This is a genomic window from Hamadaea sp. NPDC050747 (assembly GCF_040654195.1).
In the GTDB taxonomy this organism is placed as follows: domain Bacteria; phylum Actinomycetota; class Actinomycetes; order Mycobacteriales; family Micromonosporaceae; genus Hamadaea.
The window spans coordinates 356,565-368,804 of the sequence record NZ_JBFAHM010000002.1; the positions used below are offsets into that span (position 1 = coordinate 356,565).

13 protein-coding genes are annotated in these 12,240 nt (G+C 70.6%); 7 read left to right on the forward strand and 6 right to left on the reverse strand.

Going from position 1 to position 12,240, the window contains the following annotated elements; translation table 11 throughout:
- Positions 1-55: 55 nt before the first annotated feature.
- Positions 56-1,369 carry a peptidase C39 family protein gene (locus AB0H43_RS05000; protein ID WP_359996652.1) on the forward strand — a complete coding sequence of 438 codons (1,314 nt, stop codon included), beginning with the start codon at positions 56-58 and terminating at the stop codon, positions 1,367-1,369.
- An 86-nt stretch (positions 1,370-1,455) separates the two neighbouring features.
- Here the strand turns inward: AB0H43_RS05000 and AB0H43_RS05005 are convergent, their stop codons facing one another.
- Together AB0H43_RS05005 and AB0H43_RS05010 are read right to left on the reverse strand one after the other, a co-directional pair.
- Positions 1,456-2,853 carry an MFS transporter gene (locus AB0H43_RS05005; RefSeq protein WP_359996654.1) on the reverse strand — a complete coding sequence of 466 codons (1,398 nt, stop codon included), beginning with the start codon at positions 2,851-2,853 and terminating at the stop codon, positions 1,456-1,458.
- Positions 2,854-2,999: 146 nt separating this feature from the next.
- Positions 3,000-3,374: a DoxX family protein gene (locus AB0H43_RS05010; RefSeq protein WP_359996657.1), complete on the reverse strand. Its 375-nt coding sequence runs from the start codon at positions 3,372-3,374 to the stop codon at positions 3,000-3,002.
- 103 nt (positions 3,375-3,477) lie between these two features.
- Between AB0H43_RS05010 and AB0H43_RS05015 the strand changes: the two genes are divergently transcribed.
- Together AB0H43_RS05015 and AB0H43_RS05020 are read left to right on the forward strand one after the other, a co-directional pair.
- Positions 3,478-3,987 carry a MarR family transcriptional regulator gene (locus AB0H43_RS05015; protein WP_359996659.1) on the forward strand — a complete coding sequence of 170 codons (510 nt, stop codon included), beginning with the start codon at positions 3,478-3,480 and terminating at the stop codon, positions 3,985-3,987.
- A complete protein-coding gene (locus AB0H43_RS05020; RefSeq protein WP_359996662.1) occupies positions 3,980-4,735 on the forward strand; it encodes a 3-keto-5-aminohexanoate cleavage protein in 756 nt (251 codons plus the stop codon). Before AB0H43_RS05015 ends, AB0H43_RS05020 begins: the two co-directional genes overlap by 8 nt.
- A 118-nt stretch (positions 4,736-4,853) precedes the next feature.
- Here AB0H43_RS05020 and AB0H43_RS05025 read toward each other — a convergent pair whose 3' ends face one another.
- Entirely contained in the window at positions 4,854-5,273 is a 420-nt protein-coding gene (locus AB0H43_RS05025; protein WP_359996665.1) for a DUF6220 domain-containing protein, read from the reverse strand.
- A gap of 117 nt (positions 5,274-5,390) precedes the next feature.
- Between AB0H43_RS05025 and sigJ the strand changes: the two genes are divergently transcribed.
- Positions 5,391-6,269 carry an RNA polymerase sigma factor SigJ gene (gene sigJ / locus AB0H43_RS05030; protein WP_359996667.1) on the forward strand — a complete coding sequence of 293 codons (879 nt, stop codon included), beginning with the start codon at positions 5,391-5,393 and terminating at the stop codon, positions 6,267-6,269.
- A gap of 21 nt (positions 6,270-6,290) precedes the next feature.
- Here sigJ and AB0H43_RS05035 read toward each other — a convergent pair whose 3' ends face one another.
- Both AB0H43_RS05035 and AB0H43_RS05040 read right to left on the reverse strand, forming a co-directional pair.
- Positions 6,291-7,292: a redoxin family protein gene (locus AB0H43_RS05035; protein WP_359996671.1), complete on the reverse strand. Its 1,002-nt coding sequence runs from the start codon at positions 7,290-7,292 to the stop codon at positions 6,291-6,293.
- A gap of 111 nt (positions 7,293-7,403) precedes the next feature.
- Positions 7,404-8,018, reverse strand: a complete 615-nt coding sequence (locus AB0H43_RS05040) for an ABATE domain-containing protein (protein ID WP_359996674.1) — start codon at positions 8,016-8,018, stop codon at positions 7,404-7,406.
- Between the two features lie 59 nt (positions 8,019-8,077).
- Between AB0H43_RS05040 and AB0H43_RS05045 the strand changes: the two genes are divergently transcribed.
- Both AB0H43_RS05045 and AB0H43_RS05050 read left to right on the forward strand, forming a co-directional pair.
- Complete coding sequence (locus tag AB0H43_RS05045; protein WP_359996676.1) at positions 8,078-8,995, forward strand: arginase family protein; 918 nt, start codon at positions 8,078-8,080, stop codon at positions 8,993-8,995.
- A 19-nt stretch (positions 8,996-9,014) separates the two neighbouring features.
- A complete protein-coding gene (locus tag AB0H43_RS05050; RefSeq protein ID WP_359996679.1) occupies positions 9,015-10,169 on the forward strand; it encodes a low temperature requirement protein A in 1,155 nt (384 codons plus the stop codon).
- Here AB0H43_RS05050 and AB0H43_RS05055 read toward each other — a convergent pair.
- Positions 10,153-11,058, reverse strand: coding sequence for a GNAT family N-acetyltransferase (locus AB0H43_RS05055; protein ID WP_359996682.1), 906 nt, complete (start codon positions 11,056-11,058; stop codon positions 10,153-10,155). The two genes, AB0H43_RS05050 and AB0H43_RS05055, sit on opposite strands and share 17 nt — an antisense overlap.
- A gap of 122 nt (positions 11,059-11,180) precedes the next feature.
- Here AB0H43_RS05055 and AB0H43_RS05060 point away from each other — a divergent pair, with 122 nt between their 5' ends.
- Positions 11,181-12,173 carry an alpha/beta hydrolase-fold protein gene (locus tag AB0H43_RS05060; protein ID WP_359996685.1) on the forward strand — a complete coding sequence of 331 codons (993 nt, stop codon included), beginning with the start codon at positions 11,181-11,183 and terminating at the stop codon, positions 12,171-12,173.
- Positions 12,174-12,240: the final 67 nt, after the last annotated feature.

The following is a 12,240-nucleotide window of genomic DNA, read 5'->3' on the forward strand; positions in this document are numbered from 1 at the left end:
CAGCGTCGATAGTGAATCGATCGATCCCCCGTGGGATCTGCGTGGGAGGAGACCAATGGCACGGCGCATCCTCACGCTCGCCGCGGCGGGCGTCTTGAGCATCGGCCTGACCGCCGCCCCGGCGGTGGCGGCCCAGCCGGTGCAGCACGACGAGCAGATCGAGTACCACCGCATCAGCTCGTACCGGGACTGGGCGCAGGGCACCGCGGACGGCGCGTTCGCGATCCCCGGCTTCCGCACTGGTGTGACCATGGGCGTTCCGGCCGGCACGACCGACTACACCGACCCGCACACCGGCGTCACCGCCGCCTACGAGTACGCGACCTGGACCTCGCCGGTGCACGACATCGGATTCGGCGCGACCGAGGCGGTCGCCTCGTGGAACGCCGTCACCCCGGCCGGCACGTTCATCAAGGTCGAACTGCACGGCACGTACACGAACGGAGAGCAGACGCCCTGGTACACGATGGGCATCTGGGCCTCCGGCGACGGCGACATCCGCCGGACCAGCGTCGACGACCAGGGCGACCCCTACTCGACGATCTGGACCGACACCTTCTCCATCGACGACGCCTCCCGGGGCGTCCTGCTCAGCGACTACCAGCTGCGGCTGACCCTCTACAAGAAGCCGGGTCAGGTCCAGCGCCCGCGGGTGTGGGAGCTGGGCGCGATGGCGAGCAACGTGCCGGACCGGTTCACCGTCCCGCTCAGCGCCGGGCACATCGCCTGGGGCAAGGAGCTGGCGGTGCCGGCGTACTCGCAGAACATCCACAGTGGCGAGTACCCCGAGTACGACGGCGGCGGCGAAGCCTGGTGCTCGCCGACGTCCACCCAGATGGTGGTGAGCTACTACGGCTACACCCCCGACACCTCCTGGGTGAACCCGGACTACGCCGACCCACAGGTCGACGCGGCCGCCCGGGGCGTCTACGACTCGCAGTACGAAGGGGCGGGCAACTGGCCCTTCAACACCGCGTACGCGGCCTCGTTCGTCGGCCTCGACGCGATCGTGACCCGCATGCACTCGCTCGACGAGGTCGAGACCTTCATCAAGCACGGCATCCCGGTGGTGGTGTCGCTGTCCTTCCTCGCCAGCGAGCTGGACGGCTCGAACTACTCCACCTCCGGCCACCTGTTCGTGATCGTCGGCTTCACCGACACCGGTGACGTCGTCGTGAACGACCCGGCGTCGTCCTCCGACGACGTGGTGCGCAACGTCTACCAGCGCGACCAGCTCGAAACGGTCTGGCAGCGGACCAAGCGCGTACGCGCCAACGGCACCGTCGGCAGCGGATCGGGCGGCATCGCGTACCTGATCAAGCCGTGGTGGAAGCCGCTGCCGCAGGTTCCGGGCTCGTCGAACTGGTGACACCCTCGTCGAACTGGTGACATCGGGGCGGGCCGGTCCCCACGGGCCGGCCCGCCCCTGCCGTCGCAGCGCGCTGCTGATGAAGTTCAGGACGCGGTGACCCGGGCCTCGGCGCGCTCATGGAGGACCTGGCCGACCTCGGCGATGTCCTTCGGGCAGGTCCTCGAGGCGAGCCAGTACATGACGCCGGTCGGGATGAAGAAGATCTGGAACAGAGCGAGCCCCGTCGCGTAGTTCCACGGCGGCGGCAGCCCTCGGGACAGCGCGCTGAAGGCCACCCCGACCAGGCTGTTGCCGGTCGCCCGGCCTACGCCGTTGGCCAGGTTGCCGACGCTGTAGACGGTGCCGCGATGTTCGGGCAGGTTCACGTCGGCGATCAGGGCGAACCAGTTGGGCGAGTTCGCCGAGGTCAACGCGAGCGCCGTCAGCGCCATCACGGCGGACACCCCCATGAGCGGCTCGGTGACCAGGCTGCGCAGGACGCTCGCCGTGACGCTGCCCGCTCCGGCGTCCTCCGCGATGTCGACACGCAGCGGCAGGAAGAACAGGATCACGTAGAACGGGATGCCGGCGAGCACGCCGACCGACGCCACGAGCGCCCGTCCGCGGGGCGTACGCCGTTGCAGCCGGTCGCCGACGAGTCCGCCGATGATGGACAGTGCCCCGCCGAGCTGGAAGATCGTGGCGAAGATGGTGCCCACGACGATCGCGGTCTCCTGCGGATAGCCCTCGGCCTCCGCCTTCGCCTGCAGCAGTCGAGGCAGCCAGACCAGCGATCCGAAGGTCAGCTGCGCCGTCACGCCTTGCAGCACGAGCCAGATGTTGGTCCGGCGGCGCAGGATCTTGGGCAGGTCGGTGTGGCTGATCCGGTAGTCGTACTCGCCACCGGCCTCGAAGACCTCCTTGAGCGCCGGTTCGCTCTCGCCGCGCCGGATGCTCGCCGTCGGCAGGTACGCCGCCGTCGCGACGAGCCCGATCACGGCCAGCAACGTGAACGGCCTACGCCAGTCCGCCGCGCCGAGCACGCCGCCCATGAGTGTGCCGGCCAGCGTGCCGACGCCCTGGGAGAGCCCGAACAGGCTCATGATCAGTCCACGGCGGCGGGGCGAGATGAGGTCGCTGACCACGGAGAAGCCCACCGAGCCGACCGCGCCCAAGCCGACCGCCGCCACCAGCTGCCCAGCGAAGAACGCCGGATAGCTCTGCGCCTGCGCGGTGCCGAAGGTGCCCGCGGCCCAGATCGTGGTGCCGGCCATCAGCAGCCAGCGCCGGTTGAAGTGGTCCCCGGCGTACGCCCACCCGACGGCGACCACCGCCGAGACGAGGAACCCGGTTGCCGTCACCACGGCGATCGCCGCCTCCGGCACGCCGAGGCTGGAGCTGATCGGGCTGTACAGCGGCGGCACCAGCCCGGCGGCGACGTTGTCCAGCGAGGCCAGGATCACGAACACCACGACGGTGTAGAGCCGGTGCACACGCTGCATGTCCGCAGATCCTACGGGGGGCGCCACCGCCGCCGGGGTGCGCGGCGGCGCACTCCGGGCGGTGGGTCGCGCTATCCGAGATAACGCGGCCTTGGACGGTCGGCGAGGGGACGTCATCCCGGATAACGTCCCCTTCTACCCGCTGATCAGAAGGCGTACGGGCCGAATCGGCCCCAGACGACCACGGCCGCGAGCACGAGGAAGATCACGTTGATCGGCAGCGCCTTGGTCTCCTTCCGGCGTGCGTGCACGACGATGGCGCCGACCATGATCAGCCCGAGTCCGAGCGCGGCCAGCGGAACGAACACGGGGGCGATGTCGAGCAGCGCCGGCAGGACCAGCCCGATGCCGGCCAGCAGCTCGAGCGCGCCGATCGCTTTGACCGCGCCGGCCGAGTAGTCCTCCGTCCAGCCGAGGCCCTTGGCGGCCAGCTGCACTTTCGGCTGCGTGAGCTTCATGAAGCCAGCGCCGAGAAATGCCAGCGCGAGGAGGCCGGCGACGATCCAGAGGACGACGTTCATGGGAATCCGTTCGTTCGGTGACTTGAACCTTCAACCGAACCGTAGCGGCAGTTACTTGAAGCGTCAACCGTCGGAAATCGGGCTGCCGGGTACGATCGTGCGCATGGGGACCCCGGCCGAGACGCGCTGGTTGAGCAGCGAGGAGATGGGCAGCTGGCTGGCGCTGAACGCCGTCATGATCAAACTGCCGTTCGCGCTGGACGCTCAGTTGCAGCGAGACGCCGGGCTGAGCCACTTCGAGTACCAGGTGCTCGCCGGGCTGTCCCAGAGCCCCGGCCGCAGCATGCGCATGAGTGACCTGGCCGTCCTCGCCAACGGCTCGCTGTCGCGGCTGTCCCACGTCGTCGGCCGGTTGGAGAAGCGCGGCTGGGCCAAGCGCGAACCCGACCCGGAGGACGGCCGCTTCACCCTGGCGCTGCTCACCGACAAAGGCTGGGACAAGGTCGTGGCGACCGCGCCCGGGCACGTCGCCGCCGTCCGCAAGTACGTCTTCGACGCGCTCACCCCGGAGCAGGCTCGCCAGCTCGCCGAGATCGGCGCGCGGGTGATCCAGGCCATCGACCCCGGCGACCACTGCCTCGATTTCCAGCGCGGCCCCGCCACCGATGGCTGACCTTCTCGTCCGCCGAATCCAGGTGTGTCTCAACGGCGGCCGCCCGGCCGCCGACCATCCGGGCATCCCCGTCACCCAGGCGCAGCTCGCCGTCGCCGCCCAGGATGCCGTCGCCGCCGGGGCCGACGCCGTTCACCTGCATCCGCGGGGCGCCACCGGGCAGGAATCACTCGCGTACGCGGACGTCGCGGCTGCCGTCAGCGCCGTGCGGTCGGCCTGCCCGCACACGCCGATCGGAGTCACGACCGGACTCTGGATCACCGACGGCGACGCCTCGGCTCGCCTTGGCCTGATCCGGAGCTGGCTGGCGGGCGACCCGGCCGGCCTGCCCGACTACGCCTCGGTGAACCTCTCCGAGCCCGGGTTCGACGACCTCACAGGCCTTCTGCACGAGGCCGGCGTCGCCGTGGAGGCCGGGGTGTGGTCGATCGCCGACGCCGACCGGCTCGCCCGTTCACGGCACGCCCAGGAGGTGCTGCGCATCCTGGTCGAGGTCATCGATCTGCCGGCCGACACCTGCGAGGCGGAGGCCGACGCGATCCTGGCCCGGCTGCGGGCGTACGCACTGCGCCCGCCGGTGCTGCTGCACGGCGAGAACGCGTCGGCGTGGCCGTTGATCAGCCGCGCCGGGCGACTGGGGCTGGCTACCCGGATCGGCTTCGAGGACGCGCTTACCGGGCCGGGTGGCGACCCCGTACGCGACAACGCCGACCTGGTACGCGCCGCGCTCGCCCTGCTCTCCCGCTGATCGCTGCCCCGCTGCCCGCCGAGACACGCGCGGCTCCCCATCCGCGCTGGATCAGGGCTCCCGGTCGAATCTTGCGCGGTGATTCGACCGGGAACCCTGATCCAGCGCACAGAGCCGATCAGGCGGCTGGGGCGGGGGCAGGGGTCGGCCGGGCGAGCGCCCGAGCCTGCCGCAGGATCAGCCCGGCGAACACTCCGGTGAGCAGGCCACCGATGCCGTGCAGGCCGAAGACGATCTCCGACGCCGTCCCGCTGCCGCTGTCGCTCATGCCGATGGCGACCTTCGCGACGACCACCTGAAACGCCGTCAGCGCCGGGATCACCGCGGTGAGACCGATGAGCCGCCCGGGCATCCGGCCGATCGCCGCGACGATCATCATCACGATGGGCCAGAGGAAGATGACGTAGCCGAGCGCGTGGTGCCCCCGGTACGCCTCCTCGCCCGGCCGGGTGCTGAATCCGCCGCTGGCGGCGAAGAAGAACTGGGCCACGACGAGCAGCACGAGGAGACCGGCGAGGGCGGCGAAGACTTTGCGCATCAGATGTTCCTGTCACTCGGTGAAGACGTTCTCATCTCATCCGACGACGTAGCACCACGGATTGTGAGGTGGGGAGGCCTGGGTCACACTCCGGCGGGCTATATCGTCGGGATCGCTATGAGCACCCCCGACATCAGCGCCATCGCGGCCGAGCGGCGCCAGCTGATCAACCTGGCGTACCGGATGCTCGGCTCGCTGGCCGACGCCGAGGACGTCGTCCAGGACACCTACGCCCGCTGGTACGCGCTGAGCCGCGAGCAGCAGGACGAAGTGGAGTCGCCGGGCGCCTGGCTGACCAAGGTCGCCAGCCGGATCTGCCTCGATCTGCTGGGTTCGGCCCGCGTTCGGCGCGAGCGCTATGTCGGCGAGTGGATCCCGGAGCCGATCCCGGATCAGGCTCCGGCCGATCCCGCCGACCGGGTGACCTTGGACGAGTCGGTCAGCATGGCCTTCCTCGTCGTGCTCGAGTCGATGACCCCGGCGGAGCGGGTCGCCTTCATCCTGCACGACGTCTTCCGGTATCCCTTCACCGAGATCGCCGACATCGTCGGGCGTACGCCCGCGGCCTGCCGCCAGCTCGCCACGGCCGCCCGCCGCCGGCTCGACGCGGCGCAACCGTCTCCGGCCCCGTCGACGCACCTCGCCGGGGTGGTCCGGAACTTCCAGCTGGCCTGGGCGGCTCAGGACATCGAGGCCCTGGTCGGCCTGCTCGACCCGGACGTCACCGTCGTCGCCGACGGCGGCGGCCGGGTCAACACCGTGGTCCGCCCGGTGCAGGGCGCCGAGCAGGTCGCTCAGTTCGCCCTCTACCTCGCGACGCAGGCGCCCGGTCTGACACTGGACGAGCGGATGGTCAACGGCCAGCCCGGGCTGGTCGGCCGGCGCGACGGCGTCACCGTCGCGGTGTTCGCGTTCGAGCTGGCCGGTGATCTGATCCGGCGCATCTGGGCCGTTCGGAACCCGGAGAAGCTGGGCCCCTGGACCACAGAGGACTGAGCGTCGGCCTGGAACGGCCCGTCAGCCGAAGGTGAACGCGTACGCCCCGGCCCCGGCGTCGTCGAAGGTGATGTCGAAGGTGCGGTCGACGATGTCGCCCGGCTGCCGGATCAGCTGATACAGCCGGGGTTCATCGAGTACGCCATTGCCGTCGGCGTCCACGTCGAGCCCGTGCGCCGGGCCCGGCGCACCGCCGTCCAGGCGTACGCGGAACCGTACTGAGCCGCCGGGAGTCGCCGAAGCCAGCACCAGATGCAGGTCGCGCGCGTGGAACCGGTACGCGATCCGCCCGCCGCCCGCCTCCGACACGACGGCCTGCGGTTGGGCCGTCCATTCGCCGGACAGCGCCCAGGAGTCGAGGCCGAGCTTCGCCGGTGCGGTGTAGCGGTGCCGCCGATCTCGCACCAGCCCGTCCGGCGACACGAAGGCCGGCGAAGCGAAGGTGGTGGCTCGCCGGTATCCGGTGTAGGTCTCGGCGGTCCGCAACGTCGGCCAGTCCGCCGGAGCCTCGATCCCCTCGGCCCGCACAGCGACCGGGGCCGGGTCGAAGCCGGTCGCGCCGCGTTCGAGCAGCAGCGCCTGGATGGCCGACTCCGTCTGCTGGTACTCGCCCTCGCCGAGGTAGTGGCGGCGGATGCGGCCGTCGGCGTCGGCGAGGTAGAGCGCGGGCCAGGCCGAGTTGCCGAAGGCGGTCCAGATCGCGTGGTCGTCGTCGGCGACGACCGGATAGCCGACGCCCAGCGACCGCACCGCCCGGGCGACGTTGGCCGGATCGCGCTCGAACCCGAACTCCGGCGTATGCACACCGACGACGACCAGGCCGTGGTCGGCGTACTTGTGCGCCCAGGCCCGCACGTAGGGCAGTTGCCGCAGCCAGTTGACGCAGGTGTAGGTGCAGAAGTTCACGAGGACGACCTTCCCGCGCAGGTCGGCGGGGGCGGCGAAGGCGGGCAGCAGGCCCTCGACCGGCAACCTCGGCGGGGCGGTACGCAGTCCGTCCGGAACAGTCCACTGTGCAGCCATGACGGTTACCTCCGTACGACGTGATCTCTCTTGCCATCGTCGTCCGGATCGGCCCCGGCCGACCTCGGGGAAACCCCTGGTCGCGCCCTGATGATCTCGCCGGTCCCGCGCTCAGGGACGGTCGGCGGACCGATGGCGGCGGGACTTCTCCGCGTTGCCGCAGGTAGCCATGTCGCACCAGCGACGGCGGCCGGCCTTGGAGCTGTCGAGGAACAGCCAGCCGCAGTGGCGGCCACCGCAGATCCGCAGGCGTGGCGACGGCAGGCTCTCCAGGAGGCGTACCGCCCGCAGGGCGACGTAGTGCTCCGGGTAGGCCAGTCCGGAGGTCTCCGGGGTGACGGTCGGCTCCAGCCGGCCCGCCAGGTCGGTGAGCACGACCGCGGCGGCGGCCGAGCGCCACGAATCGGTCAGGCGCGCGACGGCTTCCGGCGACGGGGTGCCGCCCTCACTCAGTGCGGCGAACAGACCCCACAGCGCTTCCCGGAGCACCTTCGCGTCGGCGAGCGCGCGAGCGGCCAGGCGCGGATGAGCGAGCGCCTGCGGGGTGAGCACGGGCAACGCGGCCGACGGAAGCTGGGCCAGGCGAGCCCAGGACACCAGGGCGGCGTAGGAGTCGAGCCAGTCGATCGGCTCGGTGTCGCGGGCGGTCACCGTGTTGACGAAGTCGAGCACGACGTCGCCGGCCACCAGGTCCTGGGACCGGAACTCGTGCGCGCGCACCTGCATGTGCCCAGGATACTCGATCACGCAACCGGTAAACAGCGTTTTACTGGTACGCTGACGGCATGATCGAGCTCATCACGGCGCCGTCCAGCCTCGGCCTGCGACCCTTGACCCCCGGCCACGAGCCCGGCGCCTGGCGCGCCCCGGAGGCACTCCTGGCGGCCGGGCTCGCCGACCGTCTCGGGACCGGCCACGTCACCGCGCTCGACCACCCGGACTATGACTTCGAGGCCCAGCCCCTCACCCGGCTACGAAATGGGCACGGGCTGCGGGCGTACTCGATGGTCATCGCGGAAGTAGTGGGCACGGCGCTGGCGGCGGGCCGATTCCCGGTGGTGGTCGGCGGCGATTGCGCGAACCTGCTGGGGTGCCTGGCCGGCGCGCGCCGGGACGGGCGGTGCGGGCTGTTGCACCTCGACGGTCACAACGACTTCTTCCACCCGAACAACTACGACACCGCGGCGCGGCTCGGTTCCGCGGCCGGCATGGACCTGGCGCTGGCGACCGGGCGCGGCGAACCGCTGCTGACCCATTGGCCGATCGTCGGCACGCCGCTGGTCGCGGACGCCGACGTCGTGCAGCTCGGCGACCGCGAGACCGACGTGCCCGGCGACCAGGCGCACTGGGCGATGGTCCAGGACTCGGCGATCGTCTGCTTCACCGCGCAGCAGATCCTCGGCCAGGGCATCGACGTGACCGCCGAGCGCACGCTCGAGCGGCTCGGCGAGCGCGGCTTGGACCGGGTCTGGCTGCACCTGGACGTCGACATCCTGGACGAGGCCGTCATGCCCGCCGTCGACTCCCCCGGCGCGCCCGGACTCGACTTCGCGCAGCTGACGGAGCTGCTGACGCGGCTGGTCGCCGACGACCGGGTGATCGGCGCGGACGTCGGCATCTACGACCCGGAGCTGGACCCCGATCGTCTCTACAGTGGACCTATCGCGGAGGCGCTCGGAAACGGATTCGCCGCGCGCCGCTGATCCTCGCTACCGTGCCCCGGTGACGCAACGACTGCGCTTCGGGGTGGCGCGTGACGCCGAGGAGCGGCACGGTTCCTGGCTGGAGTTGTTCTTCGACCTGATCTTCGTCGTCGTGGTCGCGGAACTCGCCGCCACGCTCGAACACCACCCCACGGTGCACGGCTTCGTGCGCTACGCGGCCCTCTTCCTGCCCGTCTGCTGGGCGTGGGTGGGCTACACCTTCTTCGCCGACCGCTGGCAGCGCGAGGACGCGCCCCACAAGCTGCTGATGATCATCGCGATGCTCGTCGTGGCGTTTCTCGCCCTCGCGATCCCGCACGCCTTCGAGGGGGACCGCGGCTCCATCCGGTTCGCGATCAGCTACAGCGCCGTCCGGGTCCTGCTCATCATCTTGTACGCACGGGCGTACCACACTGATCCGGCGGCTCGGCCGCTGACCGGGCGGTATCTGCTGGGTTTCACGATCGGGCTGCTGCTGTGGCTGGGGTCGATCGGCGTACCGCTGCCCCAACGGCACTGGCTGTGGGTGGCCGGCTTCGCCGTCGAACTCGCGACCCCGCTCCTGTCGGCGCGTGCGATCTCCCGGGTGCCGTTCCACCGGTCGCACATCCCCGAGCGGTTCGGCCTGTTCGTCATCATCGTCCTCGGTGAAGCGGTCGCGCTCGGCGTCGCCGGTCTCGGCGGCGGTTCGCTCGGTGCCTCGGCGCTGTTCACCGCCGCGATCGGCTTCCTCGGCGTGGGCGCGCTGTGGTGGCACTACTTCGACTGCGTCGACGGAACGCCGCTGCAGCGCTGGCTGGTCAGCGGGCAGACCTACGTCTACGGCCACCTCGTGCTGTTCCCGGCGATCACGGCCTACGGCGTCGGAGTGCTGCTGGCCGGCCAGACGCCGCCCCAGGCCGTCGCCGCTCGGTGGTGCCTGTGCGGCGGCGGGGCGGCGTACTTCCTGGTGCTGGCGGCGATCCGCTGGACGGTCACGGCGCCGTCCGGCGACCGTCGCGTGTGGACTCGGGTCGTGGCGGCGTCGGTTCTGCTGGGCCTCGCGGCTATCGGTGGACTGCCGATTCTGGTGGTCGACGTGATCGTGCTGGCGGTGATCGCGGGGCAGCTCGGTGTCGAGCACCGGCTCATGCGGCCGGTCACTCTCCCGCGGCCGGTCACTGAGGGCGGCTGAACTGCAGCCGGCGGAACGATTCGACGAACCCGGCCTTCTCGTAGATGCGTATCGCGCCGGTCGGGTTCTCCCCGTCCACGTTCAGCGCCAACTCCGGCACGCCCGCCGACCGGGCGGCGTCGATCACCGTCGCCAGCAGCGCGCCGGCCGCTCCCCGGCCCCGCCATGGCGTACGCGTCGCCACCTGTTCGATCACGACGGTCTTGGCCGGCTCGGCAGTCACTGAGGGCACGTAACACAACGCGAAGGCGACCAGGTCGTCGCCGTCCCAGGCGGCGTACGAAAGGTCGGGGCGGAACCGTTCATCGCGGGGAAAGCGGCCGGCCCACTCCTCGAACGGCGTCGGATGGAACCCGAAGTGCTCGCCGAACCCTTCTTGATGCGCCACCCACAACGCGTGATCGTCGCCGGGCGCGTACGCCGCGATCCGCAGATCGGTCGTCGCGGGGACGGTCGGCAGCGCCATGTCGCGGGTCATCCAGAGGAAGCCGCGTTCCAGGACGAGCCCGAACCGCCGCAGCAACGCCTGCGTCGCCTGGTCGGTGCTGCGGCAGCTCACGATCGGAAGGCCGGCCGGGCCGAACTGGTCGAGCTGCCAGCCCAGCAGATGCCGGCCGATGCCCTGACCCTGATACTCGGGCAGCACTCCCCCGCCCAGGAAGCTTCGTCCCCCGTCGTCGTTCGGCGCGGCGAACCCCCAGCCGACGAGGTCGCCGCCGACTTCGGCGAGCAGGACGGCCTCCGGCGTGGCGTACGCCGTGAACTCGCGGATCACGTCTGCCTCGGTGGCGGGACGGCCGTGACCGGTCGTCTCACGGATCACCGACCGCAGTCGGGCCAGCGGGGCCGCGTCCGCCATGGTCGCCGAGCGGTAGGTCACCGAGATCATGGCCCAACGGTAGTGGCGGCGGCAGACCACTGCCACGCGATTGAGGCTTTCGCCATCGTCGATACCTGTGGCACGATGGGGCGTCCGTGCAATCGATTTCTCGTTTCGTCTGGGGAGGACTCATGCGACCAACCGTTTCGCGCCGTCGCCTACTGACAGGCGTCGCCGCCACCACCGCCGCGGCGGCTACCGCCGGTCTGCTCGGCTCGCCCGCGCGGGCCGCCGGGCTACCGGTCGGCAACGGCTTCGGCCTGACCGTGCTGGAGAACCAACGCTGGGACGCGCGGCTCGCGTACGTGCGGTTCCAGAGCACCGAGCTGACCAGGAATCCCGGCGTCAACATCCTGCTGCCGGACGGCTACGACGCCCACCCCACTCGCCGTTATCCCGTGCTCTACCTGCTCCATGGCGGCAACACCGACTTCCGGCAGTGGCACCTGGAGCTCGGCGCGGTCGACTCCACGGCCGAGCTCGAGGTCATCGTGGTCATGCCCGACTGCTACAAGATCGGCTGGTACGCGAATCACCTCCGCCCGCTGTTCGGCCCGTTGAACTGGAAGAACTTCCACATCCACCAGTTGATCCCGTGGATCGACGCCAACCTGCGGACGACCGGAGGCGCGGCCGGGCGTGCCGTCGCCGGACTCTCGATGGGCGGCTACGGCGCGCAGAAGTACGCCGCCGAGTTCCCGGACCGGTTCGCCGCCGTGTCGTCCTACTCGGGCCCCTCGAACAACCTGGCGGCCGACATCGAGAGCTGGATCTTCGTGACCCCGGCCGCCGACGGGCAGTTCCCCGGCGCGGTCTACGGCGTCGTCGGCGAACGGCACGACATCATGACGTTGGAGAATCCGTGGGACCGGGTGGAGAGCTTCCGCGGCAAGCGGATCGCGCTGTACGCCGGGCTGACCGACGTGACTCCGGACGCCTGGATGAGCGACGTCCAGGAGCGGGTGGTGCACTACCAGAACGCCGCGTTCCATCAGCGGCTGCTGGACGCCGGAATTCCCAACGCCTTCCACGACTACCCCGGTACGCACTCCGGCGAGCACTGGGCGCGCAACTTCCGCGAGGACGTCCCCGGCATCGTGGCAGCCCTGACGCCGGCCGGTTGACACGCGAAACCCCTTTCTTTAGCGTTGGCGGGAAATCGAATTCCCAGTCGTAGCAAGCAGCTGGAGG

Excerpts from the sequence above, each read along its gene's own strand:
- AB0H43_RS05000 (WP_359996652.1), top strand. The coding sequence starts at position 56 with ATGGCACGGCGCATCCTCACGCTCGCCGCGGCGGGCGTCTTGAGCATC.
- AB0H43_RS05005 (WP_359996654.1), bottom strand. The coding sequence starts at position 2,853 with ATGCAGCGTGTGCACCGGCTCTACACCGTCGTGGTGTTCGTGATCCTG.
- AB0H43_RS05010 (WP_359996657.1), bottom strand. The coding sequence starts at position 3,374 with ATGAACGTCGTCCTCTGGATCGTCGCCGGCCTCCTCGCGCTGGCATTT.
- AB0H43_RS05015 (WP_359996659.1), top strand. The coding sequence starts at position 3,478 with ATGGGGACCCCGGCCGAGACGCGCTGGTTGAGCAGCGAGGAGATGGGC.
- AB0H43_RS05020 (WP_359996662.1), top strand. The coding sequence starts at position 3,980 with ATGGCTGACCTTCTCGTCCGCCGAATCCAGGTGTGTCTCAACGGCGGC.
- AB0H43_RS05025 (WP_359996665.1), bottom strand. The coding sequence starts at position 5,273 with ATGCGCAAAGTCTTCGCCGCCCTCGCCGGTCTCCTCGTGCTGCTCGTC.
- sigJ (WP_359996667.1), top strand. The coding sequence starts at position 5,391 with ATGAGCACCCCCGACATCAGCGCCATCGCGGCCGAGCGGCGCCAGCTG.
- AB0H43_RS05035 (WP_359996671.1), bottom strand. The coding sequence starts at position 7,292 with ATGGCTGCACAGTGGACTGTTCCGGACGGACTGCGTACCGCCCCGCCG.
- AB0H43_RS05040 (WP_359996674.1), bottom strand. The coding sequence starts at position 8,018 with ATGCAGGTGCGCGCGCACGAGTTCCGGTCCCAGGACCTGGTGGCCGGC.
- AB0H43_RS05045 (WP_359996676.1), top strand. The coding sequence starts at position 8,078 with ATGATCGAGCTCATCACGGCGCCGTCCAGCCTCGGCCTGCGACCCTTG.
- AB0H43_RS05055 (WP_359996682.1), bottom strand. The coding sequence starts at position 11,058 with ATGATCTCGGTGACCTACCGCTCGGCGACCATGGCGGACGCGGCCCCG.
- AB0H43_RS05060 (WP_359996685.1), top strand. The coding sequence starts at position 11,181 with ATGCGACCAACCGTTTCGCGCCGTCGCCTACTGACAGGCGTCGCCGCC.